The 15,024-nt window shown below is 59.1% G+C and carries 13 protein-coding genes, 1 tRNA gene and 1 pseudogene; 3 read left to right on the top strand and 12 right to left on the bottom strand.

Features of this window, described 5'->3' with window-relative positions; genetic code table 11:
- Positions 1 to 18: 18 nt before the first annotated feature.
- From CDA63_RS11325 to CDA63_RS20870, 6 genes and pseudogenes are all read right to left on the bottom strand, one after another.
- Positions 19 to 968, bottom strand: a pseudogene (locus CDA63_RS11325) (IS481 family transposase).
- A gap of 1,056 nt (positions 969 to 2,024) precedes the next feature.
- Complete coding sequence (locus tag CDA63_RS11320) at positions 2,025 to 2,261, bottom strand: hypothetical protein (protein ID WP_088464570.1); 237 nt, start codon at positions 2,259 to 2,261, stop codon at positions 2,025 to 2,027.
- Between the two features lie 177 nt (positions 2,262 to 2,438).
- The gene (locus CDA63_RS11315; RefSeq protein WP_088464569.1) at positions 2,439 to 2,765 is read right to left on the bottom strand and encodes a sll1863 family stress response protein; all 327 of its coding nucleotides are present in this window, start codon (positions 2,763 to 2,765) and stop codon (positions 2,439 to 2,441) included.
- A 100-nt stretch (positions 2,766 to 2,865) separates the two neighbouring features.
- The gene (locus CDA63_RS11310) at positions 2,866 to 3,423 is read right to left on the bottom strand and encodes a hypothetical protein (protein WP_088464568.1); all 558 of its coding nucleotides are present in this window, start codon (positions 3,421 to 3,423) and stop codon (positions 2,866 to 2,868) included.
- 167 nt (positions 3,424 to 3,590) lie between these two features.
- Positions 3,591 to 4,832, bottom strand: a complete 1,242-nt coding sequence (gene dctA, locus CDA63_RS11305) for a C4-dicarboxylate transporter DctA (RefSeq protein ID WP_088464567.1) — start codon at positions 4,830 to 4,832, stop codon at positions 3,591 to 3,593.
- A 36-nt stretch (positions 4,833 to 4,868) separates the two neighbouring features.
- Entirely contained in the window at positions 4,869 to 5,543 is a 675-nt protein-coding gene (locus CDA63_RS20870; protein WP_088464566.1) for a hypothetical protein, read from the bottom strand.
- Positions 5,544 to 5,670: 127 nt separating this feature from the next.
- Here CDA63_RS20870 and CDA63_RS11295 point away from each other — a divergent pair, with 127 nt between their 5' ends.
- Complete coding sequence (locus CDA63_RS11295; protein ID WP_165768276.1) at positions 5,671 to 7,782, top strand: TonB-dependent receptor family protein; 2,112 nt, start codon at positions 5,671 to 5,673, stop codon at positions 7,780 to 7,782.
- A gap of 155 nt (positions 7,783 to 7,937) precedes the next feature.
- Here the strand turns inward: CDA63_RS11295 and CDA63_RS11290 are convergent, their stop codons facing one another.
- Positions 7,938 to 8,231 (bottom strand): hypothetical protein, encoded by a 294-nt coding sequence (locus tag CDA63_RS11290; protein ID WP_088464564.1) that lies wholly within the window; start codon positions 8,229 to 8,231, stop codon positions 7,938 to 7,940.
- A gap of 41 nt (positions 8,232 to 8,272) precedes the next feature.
- Positions 8,273 to 8,758: a hypothetical protein gene (locus CDA63_RS11285; RefSeq protein ID WP_088464563.1), complete on the bottom strand. Its 486-nt coding sequence runs from the start codon at positions 8,756 to 8,758 to the stop codon at positions 8,273 to 8,275.
- Between the two features lie 148 nt (positions 8,759 to 8,906).
- Between CDA63_RS11285 and CDA63_RS11280 the strand changes: the two genes are divergently transcribed.
- Positions 8,907 to 9,191, top strand: coding sequence for a GNAT family N-acetyltransferase (locus CDA63_RS11280; RefSeq protein WP_088464562.1), 285 nt, complete (start codon positions 8,907 to 8,909; stop codon positions 9,189 to 9,191).
- Between the two features lie 123 nt (positions 9,192 to 9,314).
- Here the strand turns inward: CDA63_RS11280 and CDA63_RS11275 are convergent, their stop codons facing one another.
- Together CDA63_RS11275 and CDA63_RS11270 are read right to left on the bottom strand one after the other, a co-directional pair.
- Entirely contained in the window at positions 9,315 to 11,621 is a 2,307-nt protein-coding gene (locus tag CDA63_RS11275) for an endonuclease (protein ID WP_206780456.1), read from the bottom strand.
- A 243-nt stretch (positions 11,622 to 11,864) separates the two neighbouring features.
- Positions 11,865 to 11,936, bottom strand: a tRNA-Arg gene (locus CDA63_RS11270).
- A 150-nt stretch (positions 11,937 to 12,086) separates the two neighbouring features.
- Here CDA63_RS11270 and CDA63_RS11265 point away from each other — a divergent pair.
- Complete coding sequence (locus tag CDA63_RS11265; RefSeq protein ID WP_088464560.1) at positions 12,087 to 12,569, top strand: Ohr family peroxiredoxin; 483 nt, start codon at positions 12,087 to 12,089, stop codon at positions 12,567 to 12,569.
- 88 nt (positions 12,570 to 12,657) lie between these two features.
- On the opposite strand, the gene CDA63_RS11260 is transcribed toward CDA63_RS11265, so the two are convergent.
- Positions 12,658 to 13,422: a transglutaminase-like domain-containing protein gene (locus CDA63_RS11260; protein ID WP_165768275.1), complete on the bottom strand. Its 765-nt coding sequence runs from the start codon at positions 13,420 to 13,422 to the stop codon at positions 12,658 to 12,660.
- 249 nt (positions 13,423 to 13,671) lie between these two features.
- Positions 13,672 to 14,874 carry an ADP-forming succinate--CoA ligase subunit beta gene (gene sucC / locus CDA63_RS11255; protein ID WP_088464558.1) on the bottom strand — a complete coding sequence of 401 codons (1,203 nt, stop codon included), beginning with the start codon at positions 14,872 to 14,874 and terminating at the stop codon, positions 13,672 to 13,674.
- Positions 14,875 to 15,024: the final 150 nt, after the last annotated feature.

Here is a 15,024-nt window from a genome sequence, read left to right as displayed (position 1 = left end):
GCTTCCCGCCCCATGGATTTAGGTGTATAGTCCCAGTATGAAGTGGGCCCGGTCACGGGTAAAGATAGTTGGGTGCTTTTTCCACTGGGCACAGAAGAATTCGTGTGGAGTCAGGCCTTGTAAGGTCTTCAAGCGCTTAGCGTGGTTGTAGGCCAGCAAAAAGGCTTGTAAGTGTTCATTGAGTTCGTTGGTGGACTGATAATGAAAACGTTGAACAGTTGCCTCTTTAATGGTGCGATTCATACGCTCCACTTGGCCATTGGTCCAGGGATGCGCTGCTTCGTAAGACGGTGCTCCACGCCGTATTCGCGGCATATACGGTCGTAACTGTGCCCGCCGGGCAGAAATTGGTGCGCTTGCGCCGTAAGCTGCACGCCGTTATCGGTCAAGACCGTATGCACTTTATAAGGTAATTTGTCGAGTAGATGCCACAGAAATTCGGCGGCCAACACCCGTTTGGCCTGTGGATGTAGTTGGGCGAAAGCTACTTTGCTGGTCCGATCAATGGCCACGAACAAATACTGCTTGCCCTCTTCCGTCTGCATTTCTGCAAAATCGATGTGCAGGTAGCCGATGGGGTAATCCTTAAATGTCTTTTTCGGCAGGCTTTGCCCCTCTTCAGTCAGGGGGAGGCGGCTGATGCCGTGGCGTTGGAAACAGCGGTGCAACGCCGAATGGGACAACTGCGGAATCGTGGCTTTCAGCGCGTACAACCAATCGTCCAGAGGCAAGAGTGTGTGTTGCCGAAAGGCTACAATAATGGCTTCCTATTTCGTTGTGAGTACCGTTGAGGCTGGTAACGGCCCCATTACTGCATTTTGAATGGTGACGCGTTTGCGCCACTTGGCCATCGTTTTGGGATCGATACCGTGGCGTGCGGCTAGCGTTTGTAGGCTTTCCTTACTACGTTGGATAGCGGCCCGTATTGCCTGAGTTGTGCGGGCGCTGCCGTGGAGTACTTGCCCCATAGGTCTGTGCGAAATTCCAGCCCGGAAAATATACCATCACACAATGGGACTATACACCTAGTTCAAGCTATAATCAATGACAAATAAGTTATATGTGAATGTTTCAACAATAAATTTAAATAAAATAGTATAAATATCGATTTTATTTATTATATTCATATATAATCTAACAATAATAACATTAATGTCATGGAAAATTCTGTAAAAATTAGAGTGCTACTCACTTTGGCACCTACTCTCCTCTTCACTAATTGTGATAGGACACAAGATCCAGCTCCAAACCCTCAGGTCATAGGGGTCGCCAACGCAGCATCTGTACCTGTACCTTGCGCCTCGGAAGGATACGAAGTGGATGCAAATGGGGTGGGTGCCTACAAGCTGCCAAACGCGAGATACGTCTATATGACCCCCAGCATTACGGGTCTCAACTATTATCTATATATGACGCAAATAAAGTACGTAATTACTCCAGCCGGAAAGGAACTTTCAGTCTGGCAGGGAGAGGATGCGCAAACGGCGCCGTCAAGTAAAATGACTTATACTTCCATGGCATGGTCTGAGTGTAACAAAGGTTACCAAAGCAAGTGCGTTAGGTACACGGATGGGAAGGTAACATTGTCTCTCACGACCGATCAGAACGTTTTGCCTTTCGAAAATTAAGTCTCCGGGACAGTCAACAAACCAGAATACTGATGGAACTAGCAGGAAGCGTCAGCCTATAGACATAATCTAAACGATTATTAATGAGGTGGTCCAGTTGGGCGGTACAGTTTAGGGTAGCTTGTCAGTCATCTTCTGGCGCATGTTCGCGGCCATCGGCAGGGCCATTCCCATGGTCATGTCGGGATTCTGCATGGCGGTCAGAAAAGGCAGCGAAACCACAATAACCAGCGGGCTATAAACCCGACCAGGCTGTGGCCCACCACCACGAGCTTAATCAGATTTTGGGTCTGGATGTAGATCAGCAGTTGATCGCGCATGTTTTGCAGCAGCGCCTCGGTAGTGGCCGGGGCCGCCGAAACCGGCCAGGCTGATGATGTGGCACTGGTAATGCTTCTAGTAGTGGGTCACTGTTTCATACCAGACTGCGCCGTGGCAGGTCAGGCCCGGAATCAGGAGCATGGGCTGGCCCCCGCCAACTACCCGCACCGTGAAGTTGGGGTGGGCCGCCGGGTTGTCGGGGGTAACGGCAATGGTCAGTGGCGCCACCAAAGCTGGCGCGGCGGTAGCGGGGGCGAGGCTGGCTGCCAGCAGAAGGGTGGCTAGGAAGCGGGTAGGGGCGAAGCGTTTCATAGGAAGAGGGTTGTGGAGGTGAGAAATAGTCGGATTACTATTTCAAACTTACCACGCCCCAACTGCCGCCGAAACTCCTTTTCCGCGAACGGTCAATCGGGTGGCCGAACGGTAAAATGGGCTGCCCGAATGGCGGAGCCAAGCCCGCTGGCAAGCGGTAACGGTCGGGCCCCGAACTTATAGCAAGTCGCGCAAATCGTGGCGCAGGTTCTCCACCCCACGCCGAATTTCGTCCCAAACGCCCGTAGTTTCAGTTGATGGCGCCGTTTGCTTTTCGGTGGAACTGGCCGTGGTCTGGTGGAGCTTGTCGAGAAGGCGGGCGCGCTTGGCTTCGAGGGCTTCGGCGTGCTGCTGGTAGGTGGCGGTGGTGCCGGCCACGGTGGCGTGGGCCCGCTGGTGGAGGGTGCGGATTTTGGCGTCGAGCTCGGTGAGGGCCTGGTGGAGGGCCTCGGCGCTGAGTTGAACCGGTACGCGCACGTGGTTGGGGTCGGGAACGGTAGCCATACGAATAGCGGGAAAGATGAGGAGCCAGCCGGTGGGTAAACTCAGCCGGAGGCCAGAACCAAGTTAGCGAAACTACGGGCAAAAAGTGCCTCCATAAGCGTCATTGTTCAGGCCAAATGGTGGGCAGGCTCAACTCCCGGGCCAGCGGCGCGGCGGCCGAGGCATAAAGGCGCGTCAGCAGCTCGTTGGCGGCGGGCGCGTATTCGAGGTGGTAGTCTGCGTGGAGCTTGCCCAAAGCCTTCAGCACCTCCTGGGTGCGGCGAACCAGGTGTTGTAGCAGCGGCTGGGTGGGGCCGTGGAGGCGGGCCGTGGCCTCGGGTTGGTGGTGGAGCACGTTGCGGAGCAGGCGGAGCGTCAGCTCGATTTCGCCGTGCGCGTCGCCCGTTATTTTGGCGTGGTAGCTGAGCCGCTGCTGCAATTGACGCACGATGTGGAGCAAATCGTTGGGCGTCTGGTGGAAGCCCCGCACCGGATCATCTACCTGCTGGCGCAGCCGCTCCCGGCGTAGCTCCAGCCCGTCTTCGCCCTCCAGCAACCGGAACGCGAGCTGCTCAGTCAACACAACATCCTGGGCCACGAGGCGGGCCAGCAGCTGGTCTTTTTCCTTGGTTGGCAGGCTGAATAGGGCTTTGCGAAGGTCAGGGGAAAGGGCAGGCATGCGGTGACTGAGTGACTGAGTGAGTTGGTGAACAGGGGTTGTATACGGTGCGGCGCGAAGGAACCGGGTGGGCAGGCTGGATGAATCGGTAGAACAGTTAAGCAAACAGGACAGGGTCCTACAGGTTGCTCAGGATGACCGTCCTGTTCACTAAGTTACTCAGTCACTCAATTCCCAATGGCCCGCTGGTACGTGGCTTCATCGAACTCATTTTCGCTTTTGGCAATGACAACGGTGGCCACGGCGTTGCCGATGATGTTGGTGATGGCCCGGACTTCCGACATGAACCGATCCACGCCCAGCAGTAGGGCCATGCCCTCCACGGGAATGACTTTGATAGCCGCCAGCGTGGAAGCCAGCACGATAAATCCCGAACCCGTAACGCCCGCTGCACCCTTGCTGGTGAGCATCAGGATGCCGATAATGGTGAGCTGCTGGCCCAGCGTGAGCGGCACATTGAAGGCCTGGGCCAGGAAAATGCTGCTCATCGACAGGTAGATGGTGGTGCCATCGAGGTTGAACGAGTAGCCCGTGGGCACCACTAGCCCCACCACCGGCCGGGCGCACCCGAAGGCCGTGAGCTTGTCCATGAGCGCCGACTCCGACGACGAGGTGCCCAGCACAATCAGCAGCTCTTCCCGAATGAACACCAGCAGCCGCCACAAGCTGAACCCATAAAAGCGCGCGATGCCGCCCAGCACCCCGAAAATGAACAGGAACATGGTTAGGTACACCGAGCCCATAAGTAGCGCCAAAGGCCGCAACGCCGCCAGCCCGTACTTACCGATGGTGAAAGCCATGGCCCCGAATGCGCCCAGCGGGGCCAGCTTCATCACGAGGCTCAGGACCCCGAAAAATACCCGGCCCAGGCGCTCCAGCGTGCCCAGCAACGGCCCGCTCACGGCGGCCGGCACGCGGGCCAGCGCCGCCCCGAACAGCACGGCCACCAGCAGCACCTGCAATACTTCGCCGCTGGTAAAGGCCCCCAGGAAGTTGTCGGGAATGATGTGGGTAAAAAAGGCCAGCCAGTCCATATCGGCCGCTTTTTCGGTGTACTGGCGGGTGGCGTCGGCCCCGGCGGCCACGCGGCCGGTATCTATGCCCGCGCCGGGCCGGATGAGATTGGCGGCGGCCACCCCAATCACCAGCGCCAGGGTGGTTACGAGCTCGAAATAGAGCAAAGCCTTGCCACCCAGCCGGCCCACCTTTTTCAGGTCGCCGATGTTGCCCATGCCCAGCACCACCGTAAGGAAGATGATGGGGGCAATAAGCATTTTGATGAGGCCGATAAAGGCATCGCCGAGGGGTTTGAGGCCGGCCCCGAAGGCGGGAAAAAAAGCGCCCACCAGCACGCCCAGCCCAATGGCGACGAGCACCTGCACGGTGAGGTTACGAAACAGTTTCGGCATACACCGGCAAAGTAAGCAGCCCGCCGCCGCATTCCCTTACCTGCTCCATACCCGCACGGCGCTCAAGCCCCCGATGAGCAGCAGCAGGAGCAGAGAGTTGCGCCAGCCGGGGGTGAGGAAAAGTTGCGCTGTCTTTGCCACACTCGCTTTAAAGCGGGCATCGGGTGCCTGGCTGGGGTATGGCTGAGTTGCTATCGGGTTTATCATGCCTAAACATTCAACCGGTCCGGGTGGCAGTAACCTGAACACATAATCCGCGCTGGCCGGCGGGAAGTTGGCAAACCAATACAGCAGGTCAGGCTGGCGCTCCAGGGTGCCTATCAAAGCAGCTGCTTCACCAGCAGACCGATGGCCATCGAACCTGAAAATGGAGCCTTGCCAGGTAGAATTGCTGGTGTTCCGGGGAAGGGTAAAGCAAAGCTGCTGGGCGAAAAAATACGTCAGCCAGTAGTTAGGGGATGGCATAACATGAACAGTATTCGAAATCACCAGCTTATTCGGTCGGTCTTGGGGTTGCCGTGGGAATAGGTTCGTATGCCAGCCCAATTCTAAGGGACGAGGGGTAAACAGCGCGAATACTTTCAGTGGTGGCCCCTCCCGCACCTGCGGCACGGCCACGCAGCCCAGCCACAGCAGCCACGCCAGCGCCAGCAGGCCCGGGGGGAGCAGCAAAGGCCGGCGGTGGCGGCGGGGCAGGGCGATTGTAAGCATAGATGACGGGGGTAAAGCGGTAGAATAACTAGCGGAAGATAAACGGTTTCCGACAGAGGTTTAGTCTGAACTCAACCCAACGGCTGGTTTTATGGTTAGCAGAGGCAACTGTCTATTCTTCCTCCCGATGTTCTACCGTTACGCCGCGCCGTTGTGGCTGCTGCCCGTTGCTGCTTTCGCCCAAACTCCTGCCCCGCCCGATACCACCCGGGCCGTAGCGCTGCCCCAGGCCACCGTAACTGGCTACGGCCAGCAACTGCCGCTGCGCCGCACGGCCGCCGCCGTGGGCGTATTAAGCCAAGCTGATTTCGAGCGGTTTCCGCAGAACGCCCTCACCCAGGCGGTAAACACGCTGCCCGGTGTGCGCCTAGAAGAGCGGGCCACGGCCAGCTACCGGCTCAGCGTGCGGGGCAGTACGCTCCGCTCGCCCTTCGGAGTGCGCAATACCAAGGTGTACTACCAGGGCATTCCGTTCACCGAAGCCAGTGGCAGCACGCCCCTCAACCTGCTCGACCCTAGCCTGCTGGGGGGGCTGGAGGTGATAAAAGGACCGGCTGCCAGCGTATATGGGGCCGGTACCGGCGGGGCGGTGCTGCTAACCGGCCGCCGCCCGGCCGCCGGCGAAACCGCCGTGTCGGTCGGTTTCACGGCTGGCAGCTACGGGCTGCGGCGCACCACGGCGGCCGTCGAAACGGGCACCGCAACCGGCTACTGGCGGGCCGCCTACGCCCGCCAGACCCTCGACGGCTACCGCCAGCAAAGTGCCCTGCGCCGCGACGTGTTAACTATGGATGGCGAATGGCAGCCCACCGCCCGCCAGACTGTGGGCCTGCACGCGCTTTACGCCGACATCGACTACCAACTGCCCGGCGGCCTTACCCGAGCGCAGTTTGCGGCTGACCCGCGCCAGGCCCGGCCAGGTACCGCTACGGCCCCCGGCACGGTGGCCCAGCGTACCTACTACGCCTCCCGCACCGGCCTGCTCGGGGCCACTCACGAAGCCCGGTTCACCGAGCGGCTCAGCCTGCGCTCTGTGCTATACCTGAGCGGCAGCCGCATTAATACCCCTTACCTGATTGATTTCGAGCGCAACACCCTGTTGGGCGGGGGCGGCCGCACGGTGCTCAGCTACCGCACGACGCTGGCCGGACGCACGTTGCGGCTACAAGCCGGAGCCGAGGGGCAGACGGGCTTCGAAAGCTCCCGTAGCTACCAGAACCGCGCCGGCCAGCCCGGCGCACTGCGTTACGACGACGAAATCCGCACCCTTACGGGCTTCGCCTTTGCCCAGGCCGACTACGAGCTGCCGGCCGGGTTGCTGCTCACGGCCGGGGCTAGCTACAACCGCCTCCGCTACCGTATCAGCCGCCTCTCCGATGCCGCTGCCAACCCTGCCGGCTACGAATTGGAGCGCAACTTCCGGCCCCAGGTGTCGCCCAGAGTGGCACTGCTGCGCGAGTTTGGGCCGGCCCTGGCGGTGTACGGCAGCATAAGTACCGGCTTCTCGCCGCCTACCGAAGAAGAAATCCGGCCTTCCGATGGCTCCATTAATCGGGCTTTGCAGGCCGAGCAGGCCACCAGTTACGAAGTGGGGGCGCGGGGCCAGTTCTGGCAGCAGCGCCTGCGCTACGACGTGGCCCTCTACGACCAGCGCCAGCGCCAGACCATCACGACCCGCACCACCGACCTGGGCACCCAACTGTTCCTCAACGCCGGCACCACCCGCCAGCGCGGGGCCGAAGCGGCGCTGAGCGGCTGGCTGTGGCAATCCGTTGCTTCAAGCCGCAAGCTTCAAGCCGCAAGCATTCCGGGGGAGGAATTACCGGTTGGCCTACGGGCCTTCGTGAGCTACGCCTACAACCACTACCGTTTTGGGAGCTACCAGCGCGGCAGCCAGGATTACAGTGGCAACCGCCTCACCGGCACCGCCCCCCACACGCTCACGGCCGGCCTGGATTTTACTGATTCGGGCTTCTACCTCAGCCCCACCGTCAACCACCAAAGCCGCCTGCCGCTCAACGATGCCAACACCGAGTACGCCGCCGGCTACTGGACCTTCGGCAGTCGGGCCGGCTGGCGCGGCCGCCTCGGCCCGCTCCGGCTCGACGTGTTCGGGGGCGGCGAAAACCTGACCGACCGCCGCTACTCGCTCGGCAACGACCTCAATGCCTTCGGTGGCCGCTATTTCCAGCCCGCCCCTGCCCGTAACTGGTACGCCGGGCTGGCGGTGAAATGGTAGTGCTTGACTTAGTGAAGAAGAGCAGGGGGTATATATCTGAGTATTAAGCGCAGCAGGTTGCGATGAACGGCCTTGCGCCGCCCTGTCGGTGATACCCCAAAAAGCCCCTCTGCAGTGAGCAAAGGAGCTTTTAATTTAGGAAAGCAAATGGTAACCTAGCGGTTGTTGTCGTCGATGGGGTTGTTGAAACCGTTGATGCGCTGCTCCTCGGCCGTGATGTCGTTATCAGGGTCGGGGCCGGTGGTGGCGCTACCGCTGGGCGTGCCCGACATAGCGTTTTCGAGGCGCTCCGATGTATCGAGTGTGCCTTCGGCATCGTGCTTGTAGCCATACAGCTCCTCGCGGTGCTTCATCTGCTCCTCGGTTAGATTGGTGTTCTTGGCGTCGAGGGCAGCGGCGGGGTCCTGGTTGAGTGGTTGGTCGGATGCTTTCTTTTTATCGGTGCTCATGAGAAGTAGATCAGAAGTGAAGAATAAGAAACGAACGTACTTTAGTCGTTGTCCGACTTAGGCATTTCGTTTTCTTTGCCCGAGCCGGGAATGCCGCGGCCGTTGTCTTTACGGAAGGCGCTGAACTCGTCGGGGTTATCGTTGGTGCCCACGTTGGGGTTTTTAGCATGCTCGTCGCCCTCGGCGGCGGGGGCATCGGTATGGTTGGCCGGCTCGTTGGTGGCCCAATTGCGGGTGCCACCACCGTAGCGTGGATCATCCTTGGCCCAGCCTTCGCGCTGCTCGTCGTACTCCGCATCCTCCGCCTTGTGTACAGCGGCCGGGTCCAGGTTTTGGGGGCTACTGCCGCGCTGCTCAGAAAAAGCCACCGACGGAGCCGACTGGCCACCTTGAGTTACACTTTCACCCTCTTTAATTGGCTGGGCGGCATTATCGGGGTGGCCAAAGTCGCCGTAATTCGGCTTGTCTTTATCAACCTGAGAAGGATCGTGAGAATTATTGGACGGGTTCAAGGGGGTGGTTGACATAAAAAAGGGAATAGGAGGGAACAACGCAGAAGCGGCGCAGAAAATGGCCGCCGTTGCCTTTCATACGTAAACTTCCAGGAAATGGCGGTGTCCGGTTGGGCCGCCGCCTACCATCGGGCTCCGGCCTTTCCCATTTTCTCCTTCCCTTATGGCTCTTTCCATCCAGCATCAGGCCCAGGATCAGCAATTTACCACCTCGCAAGATGGCAACTCGGCCGAATTGGCCTACAGCCGCCCCTCCGACGGCGTCATCGACTTCACCCATACCTTCGTGGAGGAAGACCTGCGCGGCCAGGGCATTGGCGAAGAGCTGGCTAAAACCGGCCTCGCTTATGCCCGCGACGAAAACCTGCAAGTGCGCACCACTTGCACCTTCATGCGCGACTACGTAGCCCAGCATCTCGAATACCAAGATTTGCTGGAAAAAAACTAACCTGCTCAGTTTCCAACCAGAAAGCGGAAATCCCCTGACGTCATGGCTGACGTCAGGGGATTTCCGCTTTCTGGTTGGAAACGCGTATTTACGTCGCTGAATGAAACCGCTATTGATGGTTCGTTAGTGCTGCACCGCTACGCGGCTGGAATAGCGCACACCGCCCACGGTTACGCGGACTAGGTAGAGGCCATTGGCAGCCGTTTGTAAGTCAAGGGTGGCGGCGTCGGTGGCCGTGAGCAATTGGGTGCGGTGTAACACTCGCTGGCCCTTCATATTGTATAGGCTGATGCTGGCCGACTGCCGGCCCTGCAGTTGCGGCAAGCGCACCTGTATGCTTCCTGCGGCGGGGTTCGGGAAAACATCGAGACCCTCGTGGAGGCGGGCTGCCGTGGTGGTAGCCGTTACCGTTGTACAGTTGCTGGTATGGCGGCCGATGTTGTCGTAAACGTCGGTGCCAGCGAAGGTCCATTCCGCCAGAGCATCGGCCCAGCGCTTCTGGCCCCGGCTCACGGTAGCCTTGCGCACGAGGGTGGCATTGGTGGTGCTGCCACCGCCCGGCAGCTGCCAGCCGCCGCTGGGCCGCTGCCCGATTACACCGATAATATCGAGCGTGTCGGTGCCTTGGAGCAGCAACAAGGCATCGTCGCCATTAAAGAAACCCACGGCCGACTGCAGGTTGGTCTGGGCCTGCACTACCGGCGATACCACGCCGGTATTGGCAATTACGTACACGCCACCGGGAGCTACCGTGCCGGTCAGGGCCTGGGTGCTGGTGGGGGTGGTGGCCCCGTTGGAGAACAGCTGCACTTCGATACCGCTCAGGCCGATGGGCGCCTTCGATGGGTTGTAGAGCTCAATGGCCTTGGTGTTGGTAGCCGAACCCTCCACGTACTCCGAGAAGAACAGGTTAGCGCAGGGTAAGCTGGCCGGAGCCTCATCGTCGTTGAGGATGGTGAGCACATGGGCGGCCGGCGACCCGAGCAGGGCCCCGCCCGTGGTAGGCGTGCCCAGCACCAGCCGGACGGTTTCATTGGGTTCGGGCTGCGTGTCGCCCAGCACCGTCAGGGCTACCGACTTGGTCTGGCTGGCTTGGCCGGCCACGAAAGTTAGGCTGGTCGTTGTTAGCACGTAGTCGTCGGGGCTGGTGGCTGAGGTGCCGGTGGCGCTTACCGTAACTGGAATAGTTACGTCGGCGGTAGGGGCTGCGCCAGTCAGCGTCACGCTCACGAGGTAGGTGCTGGTACCGGTGTTACCTTCGGCCACGCTGCCGGTGGCGGCGGCAAAGCTGATGGTGGGCGCCGGGCCGTCGTCGTTGAGGATAGAGAGTACGTGCTGGGCCGCGCCGCCCAAAGCCGTACCGGTCGAGGGGTTGCTTAGGTTCAGGACCACCGTCTCGTCGGCCTCGGGCGTCAGGTCGCCGTTGATGGTGACCGTCAGGGCCTGCGAGGTCTGGCCGGCGGCAAAGGTCAGCGTCTGGGGCGAGGTAAAGCTGAAATCCTGGCCGCTGGTGGCCGTAGAAGTAGCGGCCTCAAAGCCCACCTGCACCGAAAGCGGAGCATCGGGGGCGGGGCTGATGGTGACGGTGGTCGAAAACGTGCTGGTACCGCTGTTGCCCTCCACAATGTTGCCGGTAGTCGTGGCGAAGGCGAAAGTTGGGAGTACCACGAAGCCCCAGGCCCGGGCTACCAGGTCGGGGTAGGCCACGTAAGGGTTGAAATTGCCCTGGCTTTTGGCTGTCCGGCGGTTCCGTTCCCGCTCGCGGGCATCTACCGGGTCGGCCAGATGCCATTTATACAGCGTGTTCAGGTCGGCCAGCGCGGCAATCTGCTCCTTGCCGGCATCAAACTTCTGGTCCTGATGCATGGTGTAGAAATAGAACGCGGCCCGGGCTAAGTTGCCCTTGTGGTCTTCGCGGGGCTCAAACTGCGAGTTGGTATCCTCGCTGTACTCGTCGATGTTCGTGGTCGGAATACCAGTTTGGCTGCTCGTATTGCGCATCCAGAGCTGGGTCTGGGTATCCGGAATATCGGCAAACGGATCTGAACCGCGGTTCGAGTTCCAGGTGTCGTAGGTCGGGAACAGGTGATGAATATCGGCCCGCATGCGCACCTGTTCATCAAACCACGACTGCGGAATGGTATGCTCAGTATTGATGCGGCTAACTACGGCCGGGCTGGTATTGCTCGAATCGAGCGGTACGGTTTCGGTATAGCCTGAGTACACGCACACCACCCGTCCATCTTGGTTGTCTATGTAGTTGTACATGCGGCCGCGGGCCACGCTGTAGCTTAATTCCACGCGCTTGCCATCGTACCAGTTCTGGCGGAGCCAGTCTTTGAGCTGCTGGCCCTGCAAGGCTGCGGGGGCAGCTGGGGGTAGAGTTTGGGCCGAAAGTGTACCGCCACCATAACTGAGGGCAGAGACCATTATCCAGGTGAAGAAGTGCTTCATCAAAAGGGGAAAAGGGTGTAGGCAGAAAGAATCGGAACCCAAAGGTCGGTAAACTTTCCTGCGGCCCGGTTTTCAACTCATTGAAGGCTGAGCGCCGTTACCCTTTTTCCGCCATCTGTCCACCACTACCCGACCCAGCGCTATAATCAAGGAGGGGAGCGAAGGCAAGAATAATAGTTATAAAAAAAGCCTTCCGCTTGAAGCAGAAGGCTTTGAGTGTGGTCGCGCTAGGAATCGAACCTAGATCTAGAGCTTCGGAGGCTCCCATACTATCCGTTGTACTACGCAACCTGGTAGTGAGGCGCAAAACTAGAGAGAAAAAGCACGTTTGCCAAACGGGATTCCGCTTTTTCTGCGAAATCCTATACCGTTTAACGGTAACCTTCCGGCAGTCAAGGGAGTTAATTAGCCAAACCTCTTTCTCACCAGCTATTCCCCCTTATGGCAAGCACCGAAAAGAAGACCCTATATACCGCCGACGCAGTTGCCGTAGGTGGCCGCAGCGGCCATGTCCGCTCCGCTACTGGTATCATCGACCTCGAAATGTCGGTGCCCGAAGGCCTTGGCGGCAAGAAGGGCGCCACCAACCCCGAAGAATTGTTCGCTGCCGGCTACTCCTCGTGCTTTCAGCAGGCGCTGCTCGTTATTGCCCAGCGGGCTGGCGACAAGCTGGACTCTGGTACCGAAGTGAAATGCTCCGTGAGCTTGTTCCAGGAAGGCGAAGGTTATGGCCTCTCGGCCGTACTCGATGTGGACCTGAAAGCCTACGACGAACAAAAAAGCATAGATATGGTGCGTCAGGCCCACAAAATCTGCCCTTACTCGGTAGGCACGCGGGGTAATATGGAAGTGGAGTTGCGGGTGAAAGGCAAAGCCATTCCCGTAAAAGCCGAAGACAACGCCGGCGTGGCCAGCGAGAAGTAAGCCACCAGCAGTCATTAGCAAACCGCCCGAAATCCAGGCAGGATTTCGGGCCGGTTTGCTTTTACCTCAGCAAGACCAAAGCAGAAAGTTAGTGGACCTGTAGCTTCACTGCCTCCGACTGCGCCAACTGAGACATCGGCACCGGGGAGGCATAAAAAGTAGTGGCCGAGTTAGTGTAGCGCATGTTGCGGATGCGGGCAGTCCGTTGAAATATGGTGGGGTTGCGGGCTCCGAGGGGCACGAGCATCAGCCCGGCCGACGACTTCCGGACACCGTAGCGGTTGTCGAGCACAGTATCGAAATAGAATAGGTACGGCTTCACCCAGCGGAAGTAGGAACCTGCCCGGGCCTTGGTCGACGTGAGCACCGTCAAATCGGGGCGGTGGGCCAGCAGGGCTTGCTGCAGCTCCAGGGCGTTAAGTGGGGTCGGGCCCAGCATCGGGATAATGTCGGCCTGGGCATCTACCATCACCCATTTGCCTAAATCGGGTAGCCAGGCTTCGGCCAGCGCGTGGCCGGCGGCCGAGGCTTTGGTTTGCACATTGGCCGCCTTCAGGTACAGCGGCCGGGCCCGGATGCCCACTGCGTTGAAGGCCGTGGCCAGCACCAGCCCATACTCCACACACTGTACCGACTGCCCCGCCTGGGCCGCATGCAGAATATCGAAAGCATCGGCCGATTTGAAGGTCTGACGGCCGTCGTGCTCCAACCGGAAATACACCCACTGGCATAGTGCCCGAGCCCGGCCCAAATCGGTGGTTTCGTGAGCAATAATGCCCTCAAGGCCAAACATTTCCCGAAATCGAGTCAGGTAAGCCGAGTCGGGCGAACTGAAGGCGACCGGGTAAGCCACCCGGTCGGGGGCTAGTTGATAAGAAAATGGCTGTTGTGAACTGCTATTGTCTCGGGCCTGACCATTTGCCGTCAACGATAAAATAGTAGCCATAAGTAAAATGGGTAAAGTTCTACTTATCATACGCTAAAGTCAATATTTGAAGGAACAGGACTTTACGCAAACAGCTACGGGAAGTTGGCTTATGCGCCAACAAAAACCCGCCCGGTATGACCGGGCGGGTTCGTTGCTAAGTAAGAGCGATATGAATTAAGCAGTCTGACCAGCCAGTACTTCCTTCACCCGCTCGGCGGCGTCCTTCAACAGCACGGCCGAGAATACTTTCAGGCCGCTCTCATCAATGATGCGGGCGCCTTCTTCGGCATTAGTGCCTTGCAGACGCACGATGATGGGCACCTTGATGTCGCCGATGTTCTTGTAGGCTTCCACTACCCCATTAGCCACCCGGTCGCAACGTACGATGCCACCGAAGATGTTGATGAGGATAGCCTTCACGTTCGGATCCTTCAGGATGATGCGGAAACCCGCCTCCACCGTCTGGGCACTGGCCCCACCCCCTACGTCGAGGAAGTTGGCCGGTTCGCCACCCGAAAGCTTGATGATGTCCATGGTAGCCATGGCCAGGCCAGCGCCGTTCACCATGCAGCCCACGTTGCCGTCGAGCTTCACGTAGTTCAGGTTCGAAGCCGAAGCTTCTACCTCCAACGGGTCTTCCTCGTTGGTGTCGCGCAGGGCCGCGAAGTCCTTGTGGCGGTAGAGGGCGTTTTCGTCGAGGTCAACCTTGGCGTCAACGGCCAGAATCTTGTTGTCCGACGTTTTCAACACGGGGTTGATTTCGAACATGGCCGAATCGGTTTCGTCGTAAGCCTTGTAAAGAGCCGTTACGAATTTGGTCATCTCCTTGAACGCCTCGCCCGAGAGGCCGAGGTTGAAGGCGATTTTGCGGGCCTGGAAGCCCTGCAGACCCACGCGCGGGTCAATATGCTCGCGGTGAATTTTGTCGGGATGCTGCTCGGCGACCTCCTCAATATCCACGCCGCCTTCGGTGGTGTAGATGATAACGTTCTGGCCAGTGGCGCGGTCGAGCAGTACGCTCATGTAATACTCCTTCGGCTCCGACTCGCCGGGGTAGTACACGTCCTGGGCCACGAGCACCTTATGCACCTTGCGGCCTTCGGCGGTGGTTTGCTTGGTTACGAGCTGCATGCCGATGATCTGGCCGGCAATTTCCTTTACCTGCTCCAGGTTTTTGGCGAGTTTCACCCCACCGCCTTTACCGCGGCCGCCAGCATGAATCTGGGCCTTGATAACGTACCAGCTCGTGCCGGTGTCAGCGGTGAGCTTCTCGGCGGCAGCCACGGCTTCCTCAGCCGTGTCGGCCACGATGCCTTCCTGCACGCGTACGCCGTAGCGTTTTAAAATGTCTTTGCCCTGATACTCGTGAATGTTCATAGAGGTCAGTTATGGGGGTGGTTTCTATTCGCGAAAGTAGGCAGAATTGAATTGGGAGTTAATAAGGAAGGCGGAATAGTTGCCGGCCAGGAGCGAATTGGGGTTGGAAAAACGGGTGAATACGACCGTCATTCAGAGCGCAGCGAAGAA

It is taken from the genome of Hymenobacter amundsenii (assembly GCF_002204745.1).
Classification (GTDB): domain Bacteria; phylum Bacteroidota; class Bacteroidia; order Cytophagales; family Hymenobacteraceae; genus Hymenobacter; species Hymenobacter amundsenii.
The sequence above is the reverse complement of the archived record's forward strand: the minus strand, read 5'-3'. Positions and strand labels throughout refer to the sequence as shown.

What these genes read in the sequence shown, in the direction of transcription:
- CDA63_RS11285 (WP_088464563.1), bottom strand. Translation starts at nt 8,758, where the DNA reads ATGTCAACCACCCCCTTGAACCCGTCCAATAATTCTCACGATCCTTCT.
- CDA63_RS20870 (WP_088464566.1), bottom strand. Translation starts at nt 5,543, where the DNA reads ATGCTTACAATCGCCCTGCCCCGCCGCCACCGCCGGCCTTTGCTGCTC.
- CDA63_RS11310 (WP_088464568.1), bottom strand. Translation starts at nt 3,423, where the DNA reads ATGCCTGCCCTTTCCCCTGACCTTCGCAAAGCCCTATTCAGCCTGCCA.
- CDA63_RS11315 (WP_088464569.1), bottom strand. Translation starts at nt 2,765, where the DNA reads ATGGCTACCGTTCCCGACCCCAACCACGTGCGCGTACCGGTTCAACTC.
- CDA63_RS11265 (WP_088464560.1), top strand. Translation starts at nt 12,087, where the DNA reads ATGGCAAGCACCGAAAAGAAGACCCTATATACCGCCGACGCAGTTGCC.
- CDA63_RS11275 (WP_206780456.1), bottom strand. Translation starts at nt 11,621, where the DNA reads ATGGTCTCTGCCCTCAGTTATGGTGGCGGTACACTTTCGGCCCAAACT.
- CDA63_RS11320 (WP_088464570.1), bottom strand. Translation starts at nt 2,261, where the DNA reads ATGAAACGCTTCGCCCCTACCCGCTTCCTAGCCACCCTTCTGCTGGCA.
- CDA63_RS11295 (WP_165768276.1), top strand. Translation starts at nt 5,671, where the DNA reads ATGTTCTACCGTTACGCCGCGCCGTTGTGGCTGCTGCCCGTTGCTGCT.
- sucC (WP_088464558.1), bottom strand. Translation starts at nt 14,874, where the DNA reads ATGAACATTCACGAGTATCAGGGCAAAGACATTTTAAAACGCTACGGC.
- CDA63_RS11280 (WP_088464562.1), top strand. Translation starts at nt 8,907, where the DNA reads ATGGCTCTTTCCATCCAGCATCAGGCCCAGGATCAGCAATTTACCACC.
- CDA63_RS11290 (WP_088464564.1), bottom strand. Translation starts at nt 8,231, where the DNA reads ATGAGCACCGATAAAAAGAAAGCATCCGACCAACCACTCAACCAGGAC.
- dctA (WP_088464567.1), bottom strand. Translation starts at nt 4,832, where the DNA reads ATGCCGAAACTGTTTCGTAACCTCACCGTGCAGGTGCTCGTCGCCATT.